17 protein-coding genes are annotated in these 19,675 nt (G+C 50.8%); 10 read left to right on the top strand and 7 right to left on the bottom strand.

Annotated elements, in window-relative coordinates:
- The first annotated feature begins 74 nt into the window (after window positions 1-74).
- From P2G85_RS09880 to hemN, 5 genes are all read left to right on the top strand, one after another.
- A complete protein-coding gene (locus tag P2G85_RS09880; RefSeq protein ID WP_275863937.1) occupies window positions 75-692 on the top strand; it encodes a c-type cytochrome in 618 nt (205 codons plus the stop codon).
- Window positions 693-1,342: 650 nt separating this feature from the next.
- Window positions 1,343-1,981: a class I SAM-dependent methyltransferase gene (locus tag P2G85_RS09875; protein WP_275863936.1), complete on the top strand. Its 639-nt coding sequence runs from the start codon at window positions 1,343-1,345 to the stop codon at window positions 1,979-1,981.
- Window positions 1,981-2,523 carry a Der GTPase-activating protein YihI gene (yihI, locus tag P2G85_RS09870; RefSeq protein ID WP_275863935.1) on the top strand — a complete coding sequence of 181 codons (543 nt, stop codon included), beginning with the start codon at window positions 1,981-1,983 and terminating at the stop codon, window positions 2,521-2,523. Before P2G85_RS09875 ends, yihI begins: the two co-directional genes overlap by 1 nt.
- Window positions 2,524-2,529: 6 nt before the next feature.
- Entirely contained in the window at window positions 2,530-3,018 is a 489-nt protein-coding gene (locus P2G85_RS09865; protein WP_275863934.1) for a DUF2489 domain-containing protein, read from the top strand.
- A 187-nt stretch (window positions 3,019-3,205) separates the two neighbouring features.
- Complete coding sequence (hemN, locus tag P2G85_RS09860) at window positions 3,206-4,597, top strand: oxygen-independent coproporphyrinogen III oxidase (RefSeq protein ID WP_275863933.1); 1,392 nt, start codon at window positions 3,206-3,208, stop codon at window positions 4,595-4,597.
- Between the two features lie 158 nt (window positions 4,598-4,755).
- Here hemN and glnG read toward each other — a convergent pair whose 3' ends face one another.
- The 4 genes from glnG to glnA form a co-directional block, all read right to left on the bottom strand.
- The gene (glnG, locus tag P2G85_RS09855) at window positions 4,756-6,159 is read right to left on the bottom strand and encodes a nitrogen regulation protein NR(I) (RefSeq protein WP_275863932.1); all 1,404 of its coding nucleotides are present in this window, start codon (window positions 6,157-6,159) and stop codon (window positions 4,756-4,758) included.
- Between the two features lie 57 nt (window positions 6,160-6,216).
- Entirely contained in the window at window positions 6,217-7,263 is a 1,047-nt protein-coding gene (glnL, locus tag P2G85_RS09850; protein ID WP_275863931.1) for a nitrogen regulation protein NR(II), read from the bottom strand.
- Between the two features lie 121 nt (window positions 7,264-7,384).
- Complete coding sequence (locus P2G85_RS09845) at window positions 7,385-7,975, bottom strand: DUF4124 domain-containing protein (protein WP_275863930.1); 591 nt, start codon at window positions 7,973-7,975, stop codon at window positions 7,385-7,387.
- Between the two features lie 195 nt (window positions 7,976-8,170).
- Entirely contained in the window at window positions 8,171-9,580 is a 1,410-nt protein-coding gene (gene glnA / locus P2G85_RS09840; RefSeq protein ID WP_275863929.1) for a glutamate--ammonia ligase, read from the bottom strand.
- A gap of 527 nt (window positions 9,581-10,107) precedes the next feature.
- Here glnA and typA point away from each other — a divergent pair.
- A complete protein-coding gene (gene typA, locus P2G85_RS09835; RefSeq protein ID WP_010444969.1) occupies window positions 10,108-11,937 on the top strand; it encodes a translational GTPase TypA in 1,830 nt (609 codons plus the stop codon).
- A gap of 81 nt (window positions 11,938-12,018) precedes the next feature.
- Entirely contained in the window at window positions 12,019-12,549 is a 531-nt protein-coding gene (locus P2G85_RS09830) for an AAA family ATPase (RefSeq protein WP_275863928.1), read from the top strand.
- A 43-nt stretch (window positions 12,550-12,592) separates the two neighbouring features.
- On the opposite strand, the gene P2G85_RS09825 is transcribed toward P2G85_RS09830, so the two are convergent.
- Window positions 12,593-13,234 (bottom strand): DUF2959 domain-containing protein, encoded by a 642-nt coding sequence (locus P2G85_RS09825; RefSeq protein ID WP_275863927.1) that lies wholly within the window; start codon window positions 13,232-13,234, stop codon window positions 12,593-12,595.
- Between the two features lie 42 nt (window positions 13,235-13,276).
- On the opposite strand from P2G85_RS09825, the gene P2G85_RS09820 reads away from it, so the two are divergent.
- The 3 genes from P2G85_RS09820 (at window position 13,277) to P2G85_RS09810 (ending at window position 15,620) form a co-directional block, all read left to right on the top strand.
- Entirely contained in the window at window positions 13,277-14,221 is a 945-nt protein-coding gene (locus P2G85_RS09820; protein WP_275863926.1) for a virulence factor BrkB family protein, read from the top strand.
- Complete coding sequence (gene dtd / locus P2G85_RS09815; protein WP_275863925.1) at window positions 14,193-14,627, top strand: D-aminoacyl-tRNA deacylase; 435 nt, start codon at window positions 14,193-14,195, stop codon at window positions 14,625-14,627. The genes P2G85_RS09820 and dtd overlap by 29 nt, the downstream gene beginning before the upstream one ends.
- Before the next feature lie 72 nt (window positions 14,628-14,699).
- Window positions 14,700-15,620, top strand: coding sequence for a bifunctional GNAT family N-acetyltransferase/hotdog fold thioesterase (locus tag P2G85_RS09810; RefSeq protein ID WP_275863924.1), 921 nt, complete (start codon window positions 14,700-14,702; stop codon window positions 15,618-15,620).
- Here the strand turns inward: P2G85_RS09810 and P2G85_RS09805 are convergent.
- Together P2G85_RS09805 and pckA are read right to left on the bottom strand one after the other, a co-directional pair.
- Complete coding sequence (locus P2G85_RS09805) at window positions 15,603-17,612, bottom strand: AsmA family protein (RefSeq protein ID WP_275863923.1); 2,010 nt, start codon at window positions 17,610-17,612, stop codon at window positions 15,603-15,605. The two genes, P2G85_RS09810 and P2G85_RS09805, sit on opposite strands and share 18 nt — an antisense overlap.
- A 256-nt stretch (window positions 17,613-17,868) precedes the next feature.
- On the bottom strand, window positions 17,869-19,497 hold the full coding sequence (pckA, locus tag P2G85_RS09800; RefSeq protein ID WP_275863922.1) for a phosphoenolpyruvate carboxykinase (ATP): 1,629 nt from the start codon (window positions 19,495-19,497) through the stop codon (window positions 17,869-17,871).
- Window positions 19,498-19,675 lie beyond the last annotated feature (178 nt).

Below are 19,675 nucleotides of genomic sequence, written 5' to 3'. Positions count from 1 at the left end.
CCTATTGTACCATGAGTGTACGCGGTATGTTCAATTCCGTGGTACCGGAAGCTTGATAATTATAATGGAATGTCATGAAGAAATTAGCGCTAATTGTGAGTCTTTTAGCCAGCTGCTCAGTATGGGCCCAAGGTAGTATTGAAGCTGGTAAAGCCAAATCCCAAACCTGTGTTGCCTGCCACGGTGCAGACGGCAACAGTGCAATCACTACGTACCCCAAGCTTGCGGGTCAGCATGCGAAGTATCTTGAGAAGCAGTTAAAGGATCTGAAACTTGGTATGGAAAGTGGCGGTAAGCAAGGCCGTTATGATCCAGTCATGAGTGGCATGGCCATGCCGTTGAACGATCAAGACATGGCTGATCTGGCTGCGTACTACGCATCGCTGCCTATTTCGGATAACTCTACGCCGGAAGATGTGGTGGCAAAAGGCAAAGTACTGTATACCGCCGGTGATGCAGAGCGTGGCCTCACCGCCTGTATTGCCTGCCACGGACCGCGGGGTAACGGTACCGAGCTGTCTGGGTTCCCGAAAATTTCCGGTCAGCATGCCGATTATATTCAAGCCCAGTTGCAGAAATTCCGCGCGGCTGACCGAGGCAATGATATGAATGCGATGATGCGTGATATCGCGAAGAAAATGACGGACGAAGATATTGAAATCCTGTCGAAATACGTTGGTGGCCTGCACTGATCTCCTGACTCTGTTCGAGCACAGTTACACAACAGTGCCCTGGTGAATTCTCCGGGGCATTTTTGTAGCCGATGGCGCTGGGGCGGGAGAGGGGGGGTGAACTTGCCCGTTGTGGTGTAAGATATTTGCCATACCTGGTGATGTGCTTTTCTGATAAATTTTTTTAAGACTATGATTTATAGAGAATAAAAACAATGAGCCTAATTATTGGCCTTTTTTTTGCCAGCGTTGGCTTGTGCGGTGAGCATGGTCGGGTAGAGTAGCAAGGGATGACAGGGCATGGTAGGAAACAGCCCGACAGGGATGGTCAACTCGTCTGATGGTTAAGACGACGGAAGGGATCAGGCACAGGATGTTGCCCGGAAGACAGGAAGCAAATGGATAGCCAAAACTCATCAGGATGATGACTAACAACACTTTGGCGCAGGGAAAGCTTGAAAAACAACAGGAATGTTGGTGCACCAAATGAGTGCAACACAGTTTCGCCATTCCGATGGCATTCAGAAAGCGACAGGATGACTGTCGCTTTTTTTATCTCCCTCGATTCAAGAACGTTTTTTTTAACAAATTGTGCTGAAAAAATGTTCAGTACCACTCCAATCTGAGTTCACTTTCTGGTATGTTGCGCATCCCTGTTTGAGGAAGTCAGTATGCATACGTGTCCTTTATGCCAGAGTCGTCACTCTCATCACTATTTTGAAGACCGGCGCCGTGAGTATCTTCAATGTGCGCAGTGTTGCTTAGTTTTTGTTAACCCTTTACAACGTTTGGATGCGGAAACTGAAAAAGCTCACTACGATCTGCATGAGAACAACCCGCAGGATATGGGCTATCGCCGCTTCCTGTCACGCATGGCTGACCCGATAACAGCAAGAATTCCGCCGCAATCGCAAGGACTGGATTTTGGTTGCGGCCCGGGCCCGACGCTTTCACTGATGTTAGAAGAAGCCGGGCACAATATGGCGTTATACGATCTCTACTACCACCCCGACAGGTCGGTGTTAGCAAAGCAGTATGACTTCATGACTGCCACCGAGGTGATTGAGCACCTTTATCAACCGAATGAAGTGTGGCAGCAATGGTTGAATTTAGTTAAACCTGGGGGCTGGATAGGCTTGATGACCAAATTGGTGATTGACGAGCAAGCCTTTAAAACGTGGCACTATAAAAATGATCCGACGCATGTGATTTTTTTTAGCCGTGAGACGTTTCAGTTCTTAGCTGAGCGGGATAAGCTCGAACTCGAATTTATTGGTAATGATGTAATTTTACTGAGGAAGACCCAGTAATGAGCCGTACAAAGAAATCTAGAAAACCGGGTGCAGCAGGCGCACCGGAATTTGTTGTCACCCGTAACCGCACTGAGTCGGATGTTGAAGGTCGTCTGCGTAAGCGGGCCAAAAAACGCAAAGGCCTGAAAACCGGTAACCGTAACTCTGAAGCCAATGAGCAGAAGAAGCAGGCAGCCGCGCAGCAACGAGACCCACGTTTGGGCAGTAAGAAGAAAATTCCACTGATCGTCGAGCCGGTGAAGAAGATGACGAAACAAGAACGTCGTCTCACCGCAGAGCAAGAACTGGAGATGCTGGAAAATGACGCGCAGTTGAATGTGTTGCTTGACCGTATTGAAGCCGGGGAGAACCTGGGTAAAGGCCTGCAGCAATACGTCGATGAGAAGTTGGACCGTATTGAGCAACTGATGGACCAGCTTGGCTTACTGGAGCCGGAACAAGAGCAGGATCAGGATTTCACACCAGCGAAAGGTTCACGTAATGAAGACGATCTTTTGGCTGATTTTGAAGACCTCAACCTAGACGACTACAAAGGATAATCGTCGATGAATGTAACCTTATTAATCATTGCCGGGGCGGTTATCATTGCTGCACTTGCGTCTTATGCAGGTTACCTTCTGTTGCAGTTGAAAAAGCAAAAGGAATTGCAGCTGAAGCATCAAAAACTGGCCATCGAGAAACGTAACGCCAATATTTTTGAGAACGTGCACACCTTATGTCAGGCTGGTATTCAGGGCCAGTGCGATCTGTCGGAAATCAGCATCCGGGTTTACTGCATCATGGACTATGTTCAGGGTGAAGACCGGCTTGAGTTCGAAACTACGTACCCGGCGACAGCGGAGTTGTACCATATCGTCAAGGATATGGCGCGGGGTGAAGAGCGTCAGCAACTGGCGAAGCGTGAGCGTATGCAGCAGACTCTGACCCGTCAAAAAGCGGAAAGTCGCCTGACGGATGCGATCATTGAAGAGCTCAAATTATTGCAAAAACGTGTCCAGCCTTTGAATAACCAAATCAATATTCAGCTGATCTAAGCGGTCCACGCCAGTGGTGAGGTTTTCGCCACTGGGGCAATCGTGATCACGCTAGCACTTCTTAGCTTTTATACTTAAAAAGCCAGGCAGTGTTGCCACGCACTTTGGTTGCGTGTGGCAAAATAGCGCGTCTGAATATCGGGCCGTCATCAGTTGATGGCCACAGCATTTAACGGAAAGTACCACCATGTCGAATCAGAACAGTGAATCGAACCAGCAAATCGTCTGGGATCAAGCCGTATTGGATAAGTACAACTATTCCGGTCCACGCTATACATCTTACCCTACCGCGTTGGAGTTTCATGAGGCATTCACCATCGCTGAATATGATATGGCATGCACACAGTACCCCGATCGTCCTTTGTCGCTGTACATTCATATCCCGTTCTGTCACAAGCTTTGTTACTACTGTGGCTGCAACAAGGTAATTACGCGTCATTCACACAAAGCTGACGAATACTTGGATGTGCTTGAGCACGAAATTCGTCAACGTGCTTCTCTGCTGGGCGGCCGAACGGTTACTCAGCTGCATTTTGGTGGTGGTACACCAACTTTCTTATCTGAAAAGCAGATCTCGCGGGTGATGAGCCTGTTGCGCCAGGAATTTTCTTTTAGTGCGGACGCTGAAATCAGCATTGAAGTTGACCCGCGTGAAATCGAATTGAGCATCCTGGATCATCTGCGTGGTGAAGGGTTTAACCGTTTGAGTATCGGCGTTCAGGACTTCAATAAAGAGGTCCAGCAGCTGGTTAACCGTGAGCAAGATGAAGAGTTCATCTTTGCTATGGTGGCGCGGGCGAAAGAGCTGGGCTTCCGTTCAACTAATCTGGATTTGATTTACGGTTTGCCAAAGCAAACCCAGGCCTCTTTTGCCCAAACGCTTGAGCAAGTGCTGGAGATGCAGCCGGGTCGCTTATCGGTGTTTAACTATGCCCATATGCCACAACTGTTTGCCGCGCAGCGTAAGATCAAAGATGAAGATTTGCCTAAAGCAGAAGAGAAAATGGCGATTTTGCAGGATACCATCGCCACGCTGACTGGCGCGGGTTACCAGTTTATCGGTATGGATCACTTCGCCAAGCCCGATGATGAGCTGGCGGTGGCCCAGCGTGAAGGTATTTTGCACCGCAATTTCCAAGGATACACAACCCAAGGTGAGTGTGACCTGGTCGGTTTTGGGGTGTCGGCGATTTCGATGATTGGTGATGCGTATGCGCAAAACCAGAAAGAGCTGAAGAAGTACTATGCCCAGGTCAATGAACTGCGTCATGCGCTGTGGAAAGGGGTCTCGCTGGATGCGGATGATCTGTTGCGCCGTGAAGTGATTAAGCAGCTGATTTGTAACTTCAAACTGGACAAGCAAGCGATTGAGTCTGAGTTTAAGGTAAACTTCGACCAGTACTTTAAAGAAGATTTGCAACTGCTGCAGACCTTTATCAATGATGAGCTGGTGGAAGTGGATGAGCGCGAGATCCGCGTGACACTGCGTGGCCGGCTGCTGATTCGTAATATCTGTATGTGTTTCGATAAGTACCTGCGGGCCAAGGCGCGTCAGCAGCAGTTCTCACGGGTTATCTAACCCGCGCAAACTGTCAGAGATAAAAAATGCCAGCATTTGCTGGCTTTTTTTGTCTCTTTTTCCCGCAATCAAACGCCATGTTTTATTGGTGTTGTTTCACTCCCATCGCATTGCCGGTGACAGGCGCTTGATTGATGTCCGGCACCGCTCACCCAGCATCAGTAGAGTTCTTTCAGTTTTCGCGTCAGGGTGTTGCGCCCCCAGCCCAGCACCTTGGCGGCGTCCTGTTTATGGCCCTTGGTGTGCTCCAGCGCCGCCTCAAGCAAGATGCGCTCGAACTCAGGCTGCGCAAAAGAGAGCAGTTCTTTATCCCCGGCTGCCAGCGCCCGCCGAGCCCAATCGCCGAGCTGCTCTTGCCAGCTGCCATGCGACGATTCGGAGCGGCTTTTTTTCTCTTCGAGCAACTCGCTGGGCAAGTCGCTTGGCAGTACTTCACTGCCGCTGGCCATGACGGTGAGCCAACGGCAAATGTTTTCCAGCTGACGTACGTTACCCGGCCAGTCTAAGCGGTTGAGAATATCCACCGTCGACGGATGCAGCGCTTTGGTTTCCACTCCCAGTTCGTCGGCGGCGCGGACCAGGAAATGCTGGGTGAGTTTTTCAATATCCTGCTTGCGTTCCCTCAGGGCCGGGATCTGGATGCGGATGACGTTCAGGCGGTGGAATAAATCTTCCCGAAAATCACCTTCATGCACCAGTTTCTCGAGGTTTTGGTGAGTGGCGGCGACAATACGGACATCGACGCGGATCGGCGAGTGACCGCCAACGCGATAGAACTGGCCGTCGGCTAAGACACGTAACAGGCGGGTTTGGATGTCGAGTGGCATATCGCCGATTTCATCCAGGAACAGCGTGCCGCCATTGGCCTGCTCAAACCGTCCCTGGCGGACACTGTTGGCCCCGGTGAAGGCGCCTTTCTCATGGCCAAACAGTTCGGATTCAATTAAGTCTTTCGGAATCGCCGCCATGTTGAGGGCAATAAAGGGTTTGTTGGCTCGCGGGCTGTGACGGTGCAGGGCATGGGCGACCAGTTCTTTACCGGTTCCGGATTCACCGTTGATCAGCACCGAAATGGACGAGCGGGAGAGCCGGCCGATGGCGCGAAAGACTTCCTGCATCGCGGGAGCCTCACCGATGATTTCCGGGGTTTCGGCGGGGAGGTCGTCGCCAGCCAGTTGCTCACGTTTATTTTCCTGGCTGTGGGCAATGGCGCGTTCAACCAGGGTTAAGGTTTCGTCAATATCAAACGGTTTTGGCAGGTATTCGAATGCGCCTTTCTGATACGCATTGACGGCAGCATCGAGATCTGAGTGGGCGGTCATGATGATCACCGGCAGATCCGGGTAACCTCGCTGGACCTGTTTGAGTAGTTCAAGGCCGTCAATACCCGGCATGCGAATGTCCGACACCAGCACATCCGGCACTTCACGCTCTAGTGCCATTAACACGCTCTCGCCATCAGCGTAGGTTTCGCATTTAATGTTGGCTGAGGAGAGGGTCTTCTCCATCACCCAGCGTATAGAACTGTCGTCATCGACGACCCAAACATATCCTTTACTCATGTCGTAAGTCCTTGCAGCAAAGCGCCGTTAAATGGATCGGCTCCGTTCCCGGTGCGATCAGATCGGCAAATAAATAGTAAATGTGGTATGGCCCGGCCAGCTTTCAACATCAATTTTCCCGTTATGCTGATCGATCAGGTTCTGTGAAATTGACAGTCCAAGCCCGGTTCCCCCTTCCCGGCCACTGACCATGGGATAGAACAAGGTGTCTTGTAGCTCGGGGGGGATCCCAGGGCCGTTGTCGGTGATCTCAATACGAGCTGCTAGTTTGCAACGCTGGCCATGGATGTTGGCCTGATGCACCGTTCTGGTGCGTATGGTAATTTTGCCATGTTCCTGATGGGTAAGAATTTGCGCCGCGTTGCTGACAATGTTGAGCATCGCCTGTTCGATTTGGTCTGCATCCATCAAGATTTCCGGCAGGCTCGGATCATAATCCCGCTCAATCACAATGGAGTGCTGGGACTCCAGCTCGACTAACTGGCGCACTTTCTCCAATATCTGGTGCAGGTTCTGCTGGGCTTTTTTGCCCGGCTTCTGTGGGCCAAGCAAGCGATCGACCAGTAGCCGTAAGCGATCGGCTTGCTCAATGATGATATGGGTATACTCGGTCAGGCCAGGATCCGGCAGCATTTTCTCCAGTAGCTGTGCGGCTCCGCGTAGTCCGCCGAGTGGGTTTTTAATCTCATGGGCCAGGCCGCGGACCAACAGTTTGGCGGCTTGCTGTTGTGCGTGCTGATTCAGCTCCTGGGTCAAGCGGCGCTGCTGGTCAATCTTGCGCATCTCCACCAACAGCATCAGCTGTTTCTGCCAGGTGAGTGGGCTGACGGTAACTTCCAGCATCAGCGGGCGGCCATCAATCACAAAGGTCACGTCACTGTCGGTTATGCTCTGCCCGCTTTGCAGTGGCTGGATCAGCAGTGCTAAGTCAAGCGAGGCATGTTGGATCAGTTGCGACAGCGTCTGCTCGACCATTCGTTTGGCACTTTGTGAGAACAGCTGTTCTGCCGCTGGGTTGGCGTAGCGAATCGCTAACCCATCATCGAGGATCAGGGTTGCGGTGACCATATTGTTGAGAATCGCGTTAGAAATACTGGTATCCACATGACGTCCTTGTGTGAGCAATGATAGTGCAGTGCACTAAAATGGTGCAGTGGAACGTAAGTATGGCGAATAAATCTTAATAAGACAAAGTTAAATCGTATTCCGAAAGCCTGACTTTTCGCTATTTATCTTGCTTGGGTTGGTTTTCCCCAGCTTTAATTTTCGCTCTGTGTAAATGCACCGTTATAGGGCTAGTAGATGCAATAACCTTGCCGCTTCGCTTAGCCTGTGCCGCCAGAGTGTGGCTACCACGGTCGATATTTTTCAGGTGCCATGCCGGCTGGGGTTGTGGTGCTCCGTATGGCTTACCATCAAGGAACAGTTGTAGCTGTTCTCCAACGCCTAACTTTCTGCTTACGTCGAGCTTAATCGTGATCAGTCCCAGGTTGCTGCGGAGGGTGGCGTTGTGTTGTGGCGTGATCATGGTGAGAGAAAGCGGTTGGGGTTGTTCGCTTTCGGGCGGTGGCGTTTTCGCCGGCGGCTGAGTGCTTGCGACGGGTTGTGCCGGAGTGTCTGTGCTTTGTACTTTAGGCGCCGGGGGCGTGGCTTCCAGATCAGGCAGAGTGATGGTGTTGGCTCCGGGAGTTGGCGTATCGCTGAAGTGAATTACGCCCTTTTCATCTTCCCAGGTGTAAGCCACCTGGGCACAGGGCGTTGACGCAACCAGCAGTGCGCTGAATGCGCACAGTGAGGGAAAAAGCGGAACTTGCATGGCCAGACCTCGTTTATGATCAATGGTTTCACATTCTTAGTCTCGGAACCTTGTTGGTCAGAGTCACCGAACGATTCTTTTAATTATCCCCTGATGTTAAATGGGCTAACCCGGCAGACGAATACAAAAAAGGCCCGCCTGCGAGGCGAGCCTGATATTTTGCCGCTTGGTTTACATGCGGTACATGCGAAGTGCTTATACCGAGTAGTAAAGCTCAAACTCAACTGGGTGAGTGGTCATGTTGACTTTCTCTACGTCCTGAGCCTTAAGAGCGATGTATGAATCGATAAAGTCGTCAGAGAATACGCCGCCAGCAGTCAGGAACTCACGGTCTGCATCCAGTTCTTCTAGTGCATCTTTCAGTGAGTATGCCACTGTTGGGATTTCTGCTGCTTCTTCCGCTGGCAGATCGTACAGGTCTTTATCCATCGCTTCGCCTGGGTGGATCTTGTTCTTGATACCGTCAAGACCAGCCATCAGCATTGCTGCAAACGCCAGGTATGGGTTGGCTGCCGGGTCACCGAAACGAACTTCGATACGACGCGCTTTCGGGCTTGGTACCACTGGGATACGGATAGAAGCAGAGCGGTTGCGTGCAGAGTATGCCAGCATTACAGGTGCTTCGAAGCCAGGTACAAGACGTTTGTACGAGTTGGTTGACGGGTTAGCAAACGCGTTGATAGCGCGAGCGTGTTTGATGATACCGCCGATGTAGTAAAGTGCCATTTCAGACAGGCCGCCGTACTTGTCGCCAGCGAACAGGTTCTGGCCATCTTTGCCCAGAGACATGTGCACGTGCATACCAGAGCCGTTATCACCAACCAGTGGTTTAGGCATAAAGGTTGCCGTTTTACCAAATGCGTGTGCAACGTTGTGTACCACGTACTTATAGATTTGGATTTCGTCCGCTTTCGTCGTTAGCGTGTTGAAGCGGGTTGCGATTTCGTTCTGACCTGCTGTCGCTACTTCGTGGTGGTGTGCTTCAACAACCAGGCCCATCTCTTCCATGATCAGACACATTGCAGAGCGGATGTCTTGAGAAGAATCAACCGGTGCAACCGGGAAGTAGCCACCTTTCACGCCTGGGCGGTGACCTTTGTTACCTTCTTCGTAGTCAGAGCCGGTATTCCAAGCTGCTTCCACGTCGTCGATCTTGAAGAATGAACCTGACATGTCAGTGGCAAACTTCACATCGTCAAACAGGAAGAACTCTGGCTCAGGACCAACAAGCACAGTATCTGCAACGCCAGTAGAACGCATGAAGTCTTCTGCACGTTTAGCGATAGAACGCGGGTCGCGGTCGTAACCTTGCATTGTCGCAGGTTCTAGGATGTCACAACGGATGTTCAGCGTGGCATCTTCCGTGAATGGGTCAAGTACAGCTGAAGATGCATCTGGCATCATCACCATGTCTGATTCGTTAATGCCTTTCCAGCCAGCAACTGATGAACCATCGAACATTTTACCTTCTTCGAAGAAGTCTGCGTCGATTTGGTGAGCAGGGACAGAGATGTGCTGCTCTTTACCTTTTGTATCAGTGAAGCGTAGGTCAACAAACTTAACTTCGTTTTCTTGGATCAGCGATAGAACGTTTTCTACTGACATCTTGGATAACCTCCGGTGTTTATAAAGCGGTAACAGCTCGATTTACGATTAGTTGGTGAAATCCAGCATCGATTAATTTGCTTACTATGGGTATTAATCTATGCTGAATTATACAAAGCCAAAACCGTGCCAAAAAAATTATTCCATTATTTTCAAGGAATTATGTTTTGTGAGCCTAAATTGGTGCAAAGCTTTGCACCAAAATGATCACTTAATGCACCATATTTGTGCATCGGCGTGTGTTTGCACCATTGTGAAACATACGCGTTACCTATTCAGCCTAGTTTTTCACCAGGAGTCAATCGGTAATCGGAACCGATGCGGGCTGGGTTGTTTTGCATCAATTTTCCCCTTAAGCGGAGTCGCTAAGGAGAAGTTTGCTTAGAATTAGTTGCGTCTGGATCACATATTTCTAGGCTTTTTGCTAAAATCTGGTACATTATGGCCGTTTTTTTAATCAGCAAATGTCGCCAGAGAACATCCGTTCTCGTCAGGGGGCATTTCATCTATTAAGTGAATCAATATCCATGGCTACTCCACAGATTGATAAATTAAGAAATATCGCGATTATCGCGCACGTTGACCACGGCAAAACAACGCTGGTTGACAAGCTGCTACAACAATCAGGCACGCTAGAGTCTCGCGGTGAAGCTGAAGAGCGAGTCATGGACTCGAACGACATTGAGAAAGAGCGTGGTATTACCATTCTTGCTAAAAACACAGCAATTAACTGGAATGATTACCGCATCAACATCGTAGATACTCCGGGACACGCGGACTTCGGTGGTGAAGTAGAACGTATCATGTCGATGGTAGATTCAGTACTACTTATCGTTGACGCCGTTGACGGCCCGATGCCACAAACGCGTTTTGTAACCCAAAAAGCATTTGCTCACGGCCTTAAGCCAATCGTGGTAATCAACAAGATTGACCGCCCAGGCGCTCGTCCTGATTGGGTTATGGACCAAGTATTCGACCTATTCGACAACCTGGGTGCCACTGACGAACAGCTAGACTTTAAAGTGGTTTACGCTTCAGCACTAAACGGTTGGGCTACTCTAGAAGAGGGCGAAACTGGCGAAAACATGGAACCACTATTCGAAACTATCGTTGAAGAAGTAGCGGCTCCAGAAGTTGACCTCGATGGTCCACTACAGATGCAAGTTTCTCAGCTAGACTACAGCTCTTACGTTGGTGTTATCGGTGTTGCTCGTGTCACGCGTGGTAGCGTGAAAGCAAACCAACAAGTCACCGTTATCGGTGCTGACGGTAAAACTCGCAACGGTAAAGTGGGCACAGTAATGGGCTACCTGGGTCTGGAGCGTCACGAAGTTGAGCAAGCTAACGCCGGTGATATCATCGCAATCACGGGCCTTGGTGAGCTAAAAATCTCTGACACTATCTGTGCACAAAACGCAGTAGAAGCGCTACCACCACTGTCTGTTGATGAACCAACCGTAACCATGACGTTCCAGGTAAACACGTCGCCATTCGCGGGTAAAGAAGGTAAGTTCGTAACTTCACGTAACATCCTTGAGCGTCTGGAGAAGGAACTGGTACACAACGTTGCACTACGCGTTGAGCAAACAGACGATCCAGATAAATTCCGCGTATCAGGCCGTGGTGAACTTCACCTATCTATCCTGATCGAAAACATGCGCCGTGAAGGCTTCGAGCTTGCTGTATCTCGTCCGGAAGTAATCATCAAAGAAGAAGATGGTCAGCTAATGGAACCGTTTGAGACGGTAACGATCGACGTGATGGAAGAGCACCAAGGTGGCATCATGGAGAACATCGGCCTGCGTAAAGGTGAGCTGAAAGATATGTCTCCAGATGGTAAAGGCCGTGTACGTATGGACTTCGAAATGCCATCTCGTGGTCTAATCGGTTTCCAAACAGAGTTCATGACACTGACTTCTGGTTCTGGTCTTCTATACCATACCTTCGATCGCTACGCGCCACACAAAGGCGGTAACATCGGTCAACGTGTGAACGGTGTACTAATCGCAAACGCGATGGGTAAAGCACTAACCAACGCACTGTTTAACCTTCAAGAGCGTGGTCGTCTATTCATCGGTCACGGTGTTGAAGTTTACGAAGGCATGGTTATCGGTATTCACAGCCGCGACAACGACCTGACAGTAAACGCACTGAAAGGTAAGCAGCTAACTAACGTTCGTGCATCTGGTACAGATGACGCACAGGTTCTTACTCCGCCAATCAAGATGACTCTTGAGCAAGCACTAGAATTCATCGATGATGACGAACTGGTAGAAGTAACTCCTGAAAGCATCCGTATCCGTAAGAAATTCCTGACGGAAAGCGATCGTAAGCGTGCTTCACGTTCAGCAAAATAATCTGCTGTAACGGATTCGATTAAGACAAGCCCCGGGTTATGCTCGGGGCTTTTTGTATTTGAGCGATGAGAGGATAAGAATATGAAGCCCATTGTGATCACGGGCGGACCCGGCGCGGGTAAAACCACCTTGTTAAATGCACTGGGAGCGTTAGGCTATGCGACTTTTGCGGAAGGCTCGCGCACTCTGATTGAACAGCAAAGCCAGTTGGAAAACGGCATTTTGCCGTGGACGAATCTGCCTGAGTTCGCCAGCTTATGCCTGGAGTTGATGGGCAAGCAAAAGCTAGCTGCGATGCGCCATGAGGTGGCTTTTGTTGATCGCGCGATCCCGGACATCGTCGCGTACCTGCAAGTCGGCGGTAGTGAGGTGGAGCAAGCGTTCCTGACGGAAAGCGCCGGCTACCATCGTCAGGTGCTGACATGCCGGCCTGAGGCGTCTGTTTATGTACAAGATGAGGTGCGCCCGCACAGTTTTGAAGAAGCGTTACACATTCATCAGACCCTGATCGATATCTACGCTGAGCTGGGTTACCAGGTGGTGGAAGTGCCATGGGGAACGGTACACGAAAGGGTTGAGTTTGTTCGACTGGTGACAGGCTTAACGGCCTGACCTGCAAACTAAAACCTCCTCACGAGGAGGAGGTATGGCATAGTTACTTTTGGTTGAGCTTTTGCAGGAACTTATCGGACTCGGCAATAGCCGCATTCATTTGCTTGATCGCGTATTGAATGTCTTTTTCTAAGTCAGAGAACTCACCTTGCAGAGAACCGATCGCACTGGCATTCAGGTTGTGCTTGAGGTACAGCGTATTGTCGCGCAGTGTGTTCAATACCGGGGTCATTTTTTGTTCAGCACGCTTCATCGCGCTGAGCATGGTTTTGTAAGACGCTTTGGTCTCACGCAGTTTTTGCTCGCTAGAGCGGCGTAGCTTCGCGCTGGTGTACAGCTTTAGCTCATCCTGCCACTCGGTAAACAGGGCATCAGACACATCTTCAATCGCCGCAATGCGGTCGCGCACCTCTTGCGCCGCTTTTTCGCTGTCTTCGTATTTGTCGTTGATGTTGTTGTAGACGCTTTCCAGCTCACCACCATCAAAATTGGTTAGCGCCGACAGGGCTTCTAATGCACTGGTGAATTCTTCTTGCGCGTCTTGTTGGGACTCTTTGGCATCTTCAACGCGATCGACCATGATGTCGCGTTTGTGGTAACCCACTTGCTCCATTGCGGAATAATATGCGGACTGACACCCGGTCAAAGTGAAAATTGATAGTACAATGGCTAATAAATAAGGCATTCTTATTTCCTGCACGCTAATTAATCATTCTATGGATGCACTATGAATCAGTTATCAAAGAGTTACAAGGCGAGATTCAGAAAACTGTTGCCCGCAGGTATGGCATATTTTCGTTATCTGTTTAAGCGAATGACCCATGACCGTGTCAATGTCAATGCGGGCTACCTGGCCTACATTACCCTGTTGTCCCTGGTGCCGATGCTGACGGTATTGCTGTCGATTTTGTCGAAGTTTGCGGTGTTTGCCGATGCCGGCGGAGTTTTGCAGGGCTACATTATTGACAACTTTGTGCCGGCGGCTGGCGAAGCAGTACATACGGCATTGCAGGAGTTTGTTGCCAATACCGGTAAGATGACCGCGGTTGGTGGTGGTTTTTTGTTTGTCGCCGCGCTGATGCTGATTTCCAATATTGATAAAAACCTCAATTACATCTGGCAAGTGAAAAAAAAGCGCCGCCCGGTGTTTTCTTTTTCGATGTACTGGATGGTGCTGACCTTAGGGCCGATTCTGGTTGGGGCGAGCATTGCAGCGACCTCTTATGTCACCTCATTAAAACTGATTGAACACGAGACGATAACTGGCATGTATAACCTGTTTTTGCGTTGGCTGCCGCTGTTGTTGTCGTTCTTTGCGTTCATGGGGCTGTATATGCTGGTGCCGAATAAAAAGGTCTATCTGGCTCACGCGGCAGTTGGTGCACTGGTGGCGGCGCTGCTGTTTGAACTGAGTAAAAAGGGCTTTGCGCTGTATATCACCCAGTTTCCGTCCTATCAGTTGATTTACGGCGCTCTGGCCGCCATTCCGATCCTGTTTGTCTGGGTCTACTTGTGCTGGTTGATTGTGTTGATCGGTGCTGAAGTGACCGCTGCATTAGGTGAGAGAGAGCACTGGAGTGATAACCTAGAAATGATACACTCAAGCGCTGAATCTCAATTAGCAAATGAAGGAAGCGAGAGTAGTGATAGCGCTAATCCAACGAGTCAGTGAAGCAGCGGTGCGCGTCGACGGTGAAGTGGTCGGTGAAATCGACCAGGGTCTACTTGTCCTGCTTGGGGTAGAGAAGGGTGATGATGAAGCCAAAGCCAAGCGTTTGATGGAGCGCGTAACCACCTACCGCGTGTTTGAAGATGGACAGGGTAAAATGAACCTCAACGTGCAGCAGGTGAACGGAAAGCTATTGGTGGTGTCTCAATTTACATTGCCGGCCGATACCAAGAAGGGCACGCGGGCTGGTTTTTCCCGCGGAGCACACCCAGCCGACGCCGAGCGCTTGTACGATCATTTCTCCGATTTGTGTCAGCAGGTGCTGCCGACCGAACGCGGTAGCTTTGCCGCTGATATGAAAGTGTCGCTGGTTAATGACGGTCCGGTGACCTTCTGGCTGCAGGTATAGCCTCCTTCGGTGGAGTCCGGTTGACCCCGGCCCCATCTGATTAGACTTGATGTGTACTCTCAAAGGATTGATATGTTCAAACTGATCACCCCGAAAACCGACAATCAGCTTAACAAGTACTATCATTTTCGTTGGCAGATGCTGCGGGAGCCATGGCGTATGCCGGTTGGCTCCGAGCGCGATGAATATGATTCGATGAGCCATCACCGGATGATCGTCGATGGCCGTGGCCGGCCGATAGCGATCGGGCGGCTGTACATTTCTCCGGATAATGAAGGCCAAATCCGCTATATGGCGGTGAAAAACAACCGGCGCAGCAAAGGGATGGGATCGCTGGTGATGGTGGCGCTGGAGTCACTGGCCCGCCAGGAAGGGGCTAAGCGGCTGGTGTGTAACGCGCGCGAAGATGCGATTGCCTTTTACGAAAAAAATGGTTTTGAGCGGCGTGGTGAGTTGACCGATGAGCGCGGTCCGATCCGCCATCAGCAAATGGTTAAACCGCTGGATCCGATGGCCAACGTCTTGCGCAAACCGGAGTGGTGTACGGAGCTGCAACAGCGCTGGGAAGATCAGATCCCGATCAGTGATAAGATGGGCATAAAAATCAACCAGTATACCGGTTATCAGTTTGAGTGTTGTGCACAGCTCAATCCGAATCTGAATCCTCATAACACTATGTTTGCCGGCTCGGCATTTACCCTGGCAACGCTGACCGGGTGGGGCATGAGCTGGTTGCTGCTCAAAGAACGTGGCTTGCATGGTGACATAGTGCTGGCCGACAGCTCTATTCGTTACCGTCATCCAGTGGAGCAAAATCCGGTCGCCAGTACCTCACTGGATGGTATCAGCGGTGATCTTGATCGCCTTGCCTCCGGCCGTAAAGCGCGGATCGTTATCCACGTGGTGATATACAGCGGTGAGGTGGCGGCGGTGGAGTTTGTCGGCACTTATATGTTGCTGCCGAATTACTCTAAGCTACTCAGCAGTGATTAACTTTTCGGTTACTGGGGTGTCGCCGATGGTTTCCTCTTCTTCGAGATAGACCGGCTCTGGCCACTCCTCTTCGATTACCTCTAAATCCAGATTCTGATACCGGGCCGGGGAAGTCTCCAGCTCGGTTTTTTTGTCCATACACCGGGGTGTTTGCACCTCGCCACTGAGCAGATCGCCCGCTAGCCGGCCACAGGAATAATCGAGCTGATACTGGATGCCGCTTCGCGGATCATTAGCCAGGTCGAACTGCCCGGTGATGCTGCCCCGCAGTGCCTTGCCGCGAATAGTCATTGGCTGGATAGCGATCTCACCGCGATTCGCCTGCAGACGCAGGGGCGAGAGGTTCACGGGCTGGAATGTCGCTTGGTCAGTTGAACGGAGTGAGGTATCGCGGAAATTTGCCTCTAACGTGCCGCTCAGGCTGTAGGCCAGCATACTTTGGTCTCCCGCCAGCCCCTGCAGTTGCAAACTTAGATCGGAATGGCCGGTGAATTGCAGTGCCGCCGGTAAATAAGGCCCTAACAGGCTAACGGGCAGACCATCGCCATCAAGGCGGAGTGACCAGGGTTGGCCGGTGGTATTTAAGTCAATCTGAGCGCTGCCTTCGAGGTAACCCTGCTCTAACGGCACAAACAGGCGGGTCAGCTGCCAAAACCCATCGTTGCTGGTCATGGCCAGTGCTGCGTGAGAGGTTAAGGTTTTCGCGTAGCTGGCATTGATGACACTGGCTTCCAGCTTGCCCTGCCACATGCCCCAGCGCTGGTGGTGTGATGTCAGCGACAGGGACTGGCCATCTAGGTTCAGTCCGGACAGTTGCCAGTAAGGCGTGCTGGCCAGTTGGATGATTTGGCTGTGCGTTACCTCCAGTTGGTCAATATGGATCTCCTGCACTTGCTCACCCAGTGCGTGCCACCAGGTACCAAGCTCCGGCGCTTCAATCGTCCATTTCAGGCCGCTGAGTCTGGCCCTGTTAAACGTCCATCGATGTGGTTCCAGTTGCCCCGACAACTGCAGAGCGCCTTGTTGCCACTCTAAGCTCAGTTCCGGCAGCTGAATGTGATCTGGCAGAAGTCTGGCTTGCAGGCGTGGCTCGATCGCAACCTGACTGTCGAACCGCACGCTGTCGGCCTGCAGTGATAAAGTGGCGCGGCTTTGCCACAGGGTCAGTGGCCACTCTGCATCCTCCAGCGACAGGTCGAGGTTCTGCCAGTGCCAAGGGCCATATTGAATTTCGGCATTGAGTAAATCCAAGCTGTTGATATGGTTGATCGATGACAGTAAGTCTGGCCAGGGTTTGCCTGCCAGCGAGGTAATTTGAGCCTGGTTGAGACGCAGCTTATCGAGCGTGACATTAACCAATGACCAGTGTTGGCCATACTGTTCTGCTTGTCCCGATATCTGACTGCCTCGCCACTCAAATGAAGCGCCGTATACTGTGCTGTCTTTAGGCTGGTAATTGAGATCAAGCAGTAATTGGTTGAACGCTTCACCTTGCCAGTACAACTGTTCAGCTGATACTTGTATTGCCCCAAACGGTACGGTTTGTTGGTCAGCCAGCCACTGCGGCTGCTGGATCTGCAGGTTAAGTCCTCGCAGGGCATAGGCGTCGTCAGCATAATCGATGTTTTTCAGTGCAATTTGGTGGAAGTAAACCTGTTTGCTGAGCGTCACTGGAGCCAATCCATCGGGTAAGTTTATTCCGTCGAGTAACAGGCTATCGACGATCCACCGGCCGTCACGGCGAAGATCAGGGTTGAGCCACAGGTCGGCGCGTTCAATATAACCCACTGCGGGGGTTGTGACGCCTTGCAGTTGCAGGTGGTAAGGGAACTCGTAGGTAACCTGTTCGGCCTGTACTGGCAGGTTGAGACGCTGAGTGATGGTGTTCCAGGTCTGGGTGGCGTAGGGGCTGGTAAGCAGTACCAGTAACATCACGGGTACTATCACCACTAACAGCAAAACCAAGAGCAGAATCCGCCGAACAGCCTTCATCCCTGAATGCACCTTAATTGAAATGTGAAATCACCAATGGGTCAGTCATACCATTTGGTCGTCGCTGTTGGTCAGCCTTGAGCTGTCGCTCGTGTTGCTGGCAATGTTTTGTCCGGAACGATATTTTCTGTGCCGTTTGCGACGTTCCTTGACTGGTATCAGGTGATAGCTTGGCGCAATCTGGTGAGGGATTCAACAAAAAGCCCCTCAAATGAGGGGCTTAAGTAGTATTATTGTAGCTGGGTCACTGTTCCGCTTAGTCGATCTGAGGGCCGGCACTGATCAGGGCTTTGCCTTCATCGTTGTCAGTGTACTTATCAAAGTTATTGATGAAGCGCTCTGCCAGATCTTTGGCTTTGCTTTCCCATTGTAGTGGGTCAACGTAGGTATCACGTGGGTCAAGGATGCTAGGATCCACGCCCGGTAGTGAAGTCGGTACTTCCAGGTTAAAGATCGGAATGTGCTTAGTTTTCGCTTCTTCAATTGAACCATCAAGGATGGCATCGATGATACCGCGTGTATCCTGGATAGAGATACGTTTGCCGCTGCCGTTCCAGCCAGTATTGACCAGGTAAGCTTCTGCACCTGCCGCTTCCATTCGTTTCACCAGTACTTCTGCGTACTTGGTTGGGTGCAGGGTCAGGAATGCCGCACCGAAACATGCCGAGAAGGTTGGGGTTGGTTCAGTGATGCCACGTTCTGTACCAGCCAGCTTCGCAGTAAAGCCAGACAGGAAGTGGTACTTGGTTTGCTCAGGCGTCAGTTTAGACACCGGAGGAAGCACGCCAAACGCGTCTGCCGAGAGGAAGATCACTTTGTTGGCGTGACCGCCTTTCGATACCGGCTTAACGATGTTGTCGATGTGATGCAGTGGGTAAGACACGCGAGTGTTCTCTGTCTTAGAGCCATCATCAAAGTCAATCGAACCATCATTGCGGACCGTGACGTTCTCTAGTAGCGCATCACGACGGATTGCGTTGTAGATGTCAGGTTCTGCCTCTTTCGATAGTTTGATGGTTTTCGCGTAACAGCCGCCTTCAAAGTTGAACACGCCGTCGTCGTCCCAACCGTGCTCATCATCACCGATCAGGGCACGTTTAGGGTCAGTTGACAGGGTAGTTTTGCCGGTACCGGACAGGCCGAAGAAGATTGCGACGTCGCCTTCTTCACCCATGTTGGCACTACAGTGCATTGATGCGATGTCTTTCAGCGGTAGGAAGTAGTTCATCATCGCGAACATGCCTTTCTTCATTTCACCGCCGTACCAGGTACCGCCGATCAACTGCATGCGCTCAGTCAGGTTAAATACGGTGAAGTTCTCTGAGTTCAGGCCATGTTCTTCCCATTTCTGGTTGGTGCATTTTGCACCGTTCATCACGACAAAATCAGGTTCAAACGTTGCCAGTTCTTCTTCGGTTGGACGGATGAACATGTTTTTCACGAAGTGAGCCTGCCATGCCACCTCAGTGATCACACGAATGCTCAAGCGTGTATCAGGGTTTGCACCACAATAACCGTCAATCACAAACAAACGTTTGCCAGAAAGCTGGCTGGTCACTAACTCTTTCAGGTCGTCCCATACTTCCTGGTTGATCGGCTTGTTGTCGTTTTTCACTGCATCTGAAGTCCACCACATGTGCTCTTCTGTGGTGGCATCTTTTACGATGTATTTATCTTTTGGTGAGCGGCCAGTAAAAATACCAGTGTCCACCGCAACCGCACCAAGCTCGGTGACGATACCGCGCTCATAGCCTTCCAAATCTGTACGGGTCTCTTCCTCGAACAACATTTCGTAGCTTGGGTTGCGAACAACCTCTTTTACGTTGTGAAGTCCGTGCTTGGTCAGATCAAGTGTTGCAGCCTTAGTATGTTCCATAACGGTCATAGGTGCTCCTTATAAGGATTTTGTAGGGATTTTGTAAGAATGTTTTAATTTTTGTCTGCTCACCATGCTAGCAACGGGACAGAGAGAAAACAGGGAGATAGTTCAAAAAACATCCATGATTTTCTTGGGGATTTAGGTGACCCGTCACATATTGGCTGGGTTAGTTTATCGTGCACGC

This window comes from Vibrio sp. CAU 1672, from assembly GCF_029223195.1.
In the GTDB taxonomy this organism is placed as follows: Bacteria; Pseudomonadota; Gammaproteobacteria; order Enterobacterales; family Vibrionaceae; genus Vibrio.
This window is presented reverse-complemented; position numbering and strand designations above follow the sequence as displayed.

Coding starts and splice junctions, on each gene's coding strand:
- glnG (WP_275863932.1), bottom strand. CDS start 6,159: ATGAGTAAAGGATATGTTTGGGTCGTCGATGACGACAGTTCTATACGC.
- P2G85_RS09845 (WP_275863930.1), bottom strand. CDS start 7,975: ATGCAAGTTCCGCTTTTTCCCTCACTGTGCGCATTCAGCGCACTGCTG.
- typA (WP_010444969.1), top strand. CDS start 10,108: ATGGCTACTCCACAGATTGATAAATTAAGAAATATCGCGATTATCGCG.
- pckA (WP_275863922.1), bottom strand. CDS start 19,497: ATGACCGTTATGGAACATACTAAGGCTGCAACACTTGATCTGACCAAG.
- P2G85_RS09865 (WP_275863934.1), top strand. CDS start 2,530: ATGAATGTAACCTTATTAATCATTGCCGGGGCGGTTATCATTGCTGCA.
- glnA (WP_275863929.1), bottom strand. CDS start 9,580: ATGTCAGTAGAAAACGTTCTATCGCTGATCCAAGAAAACGAAGTTAAG.
- P2G85_RS09810 (WP_275863924.1), top strand. CDS start 14,700: ATGTTCAAACTGATCACCCCGAAAACCGACAATCAGCTTAACAAGTAC.
- P2G85_RS09825 (WP_275863927.1), bottom strand. CDS start 13,234: ATGCCTTATTTATTAGCCATTGTACTATCAATTTTCACTTTGACCGGG.
- hemN (WP_275863933.1), top strand. CDS start 3,206: ATGTCGAATCAGAACAGTGAATCGAACCAGCAAATCGTCTGGGATCAA.
- P2G85_RS09830 (WP_275863928.1), top strand. CDS start 12,019: ATGAAGCCCATTGTGATCACGGGCGGACCCGGCGCGGGTAAAACCACC.
- P2G85_RS09875 (WP_275863936.1), top strand. CDS start 1,343: ATGCATACGTGTCCTTTATGCCAGAGTCGTCACTCTCATCACTATTTT.
- P2G85_RS09820 (WP_275863926.1), top strand. CDS start 13,277: ATGAATCAGTTATCAAAGAGTTACAAGGCGAGATTCAGAAAACTGTTG.
- yihI (WP_275863935.1), top strand. CDS start 1,981: ATGAGCCGTACAAAGAAATCTAGAAAACCGGGTGCAGCAGGCGCACCG.
- P2G85_RS09880 (WP_275863937.1), top strand. CDS start 75: ATGAAGAAATTAGCGCTAATTGTGAGTCTTTTAGCCAGCTGCTCAGTA.
- P2G85_RS09805 (WP_275863923.1), bottom strand. CDS start 17,612: ATGAAGGCTGTTCGGCGGATTCTGCTCTTGGTTTTGCTGTTAGTGGTG.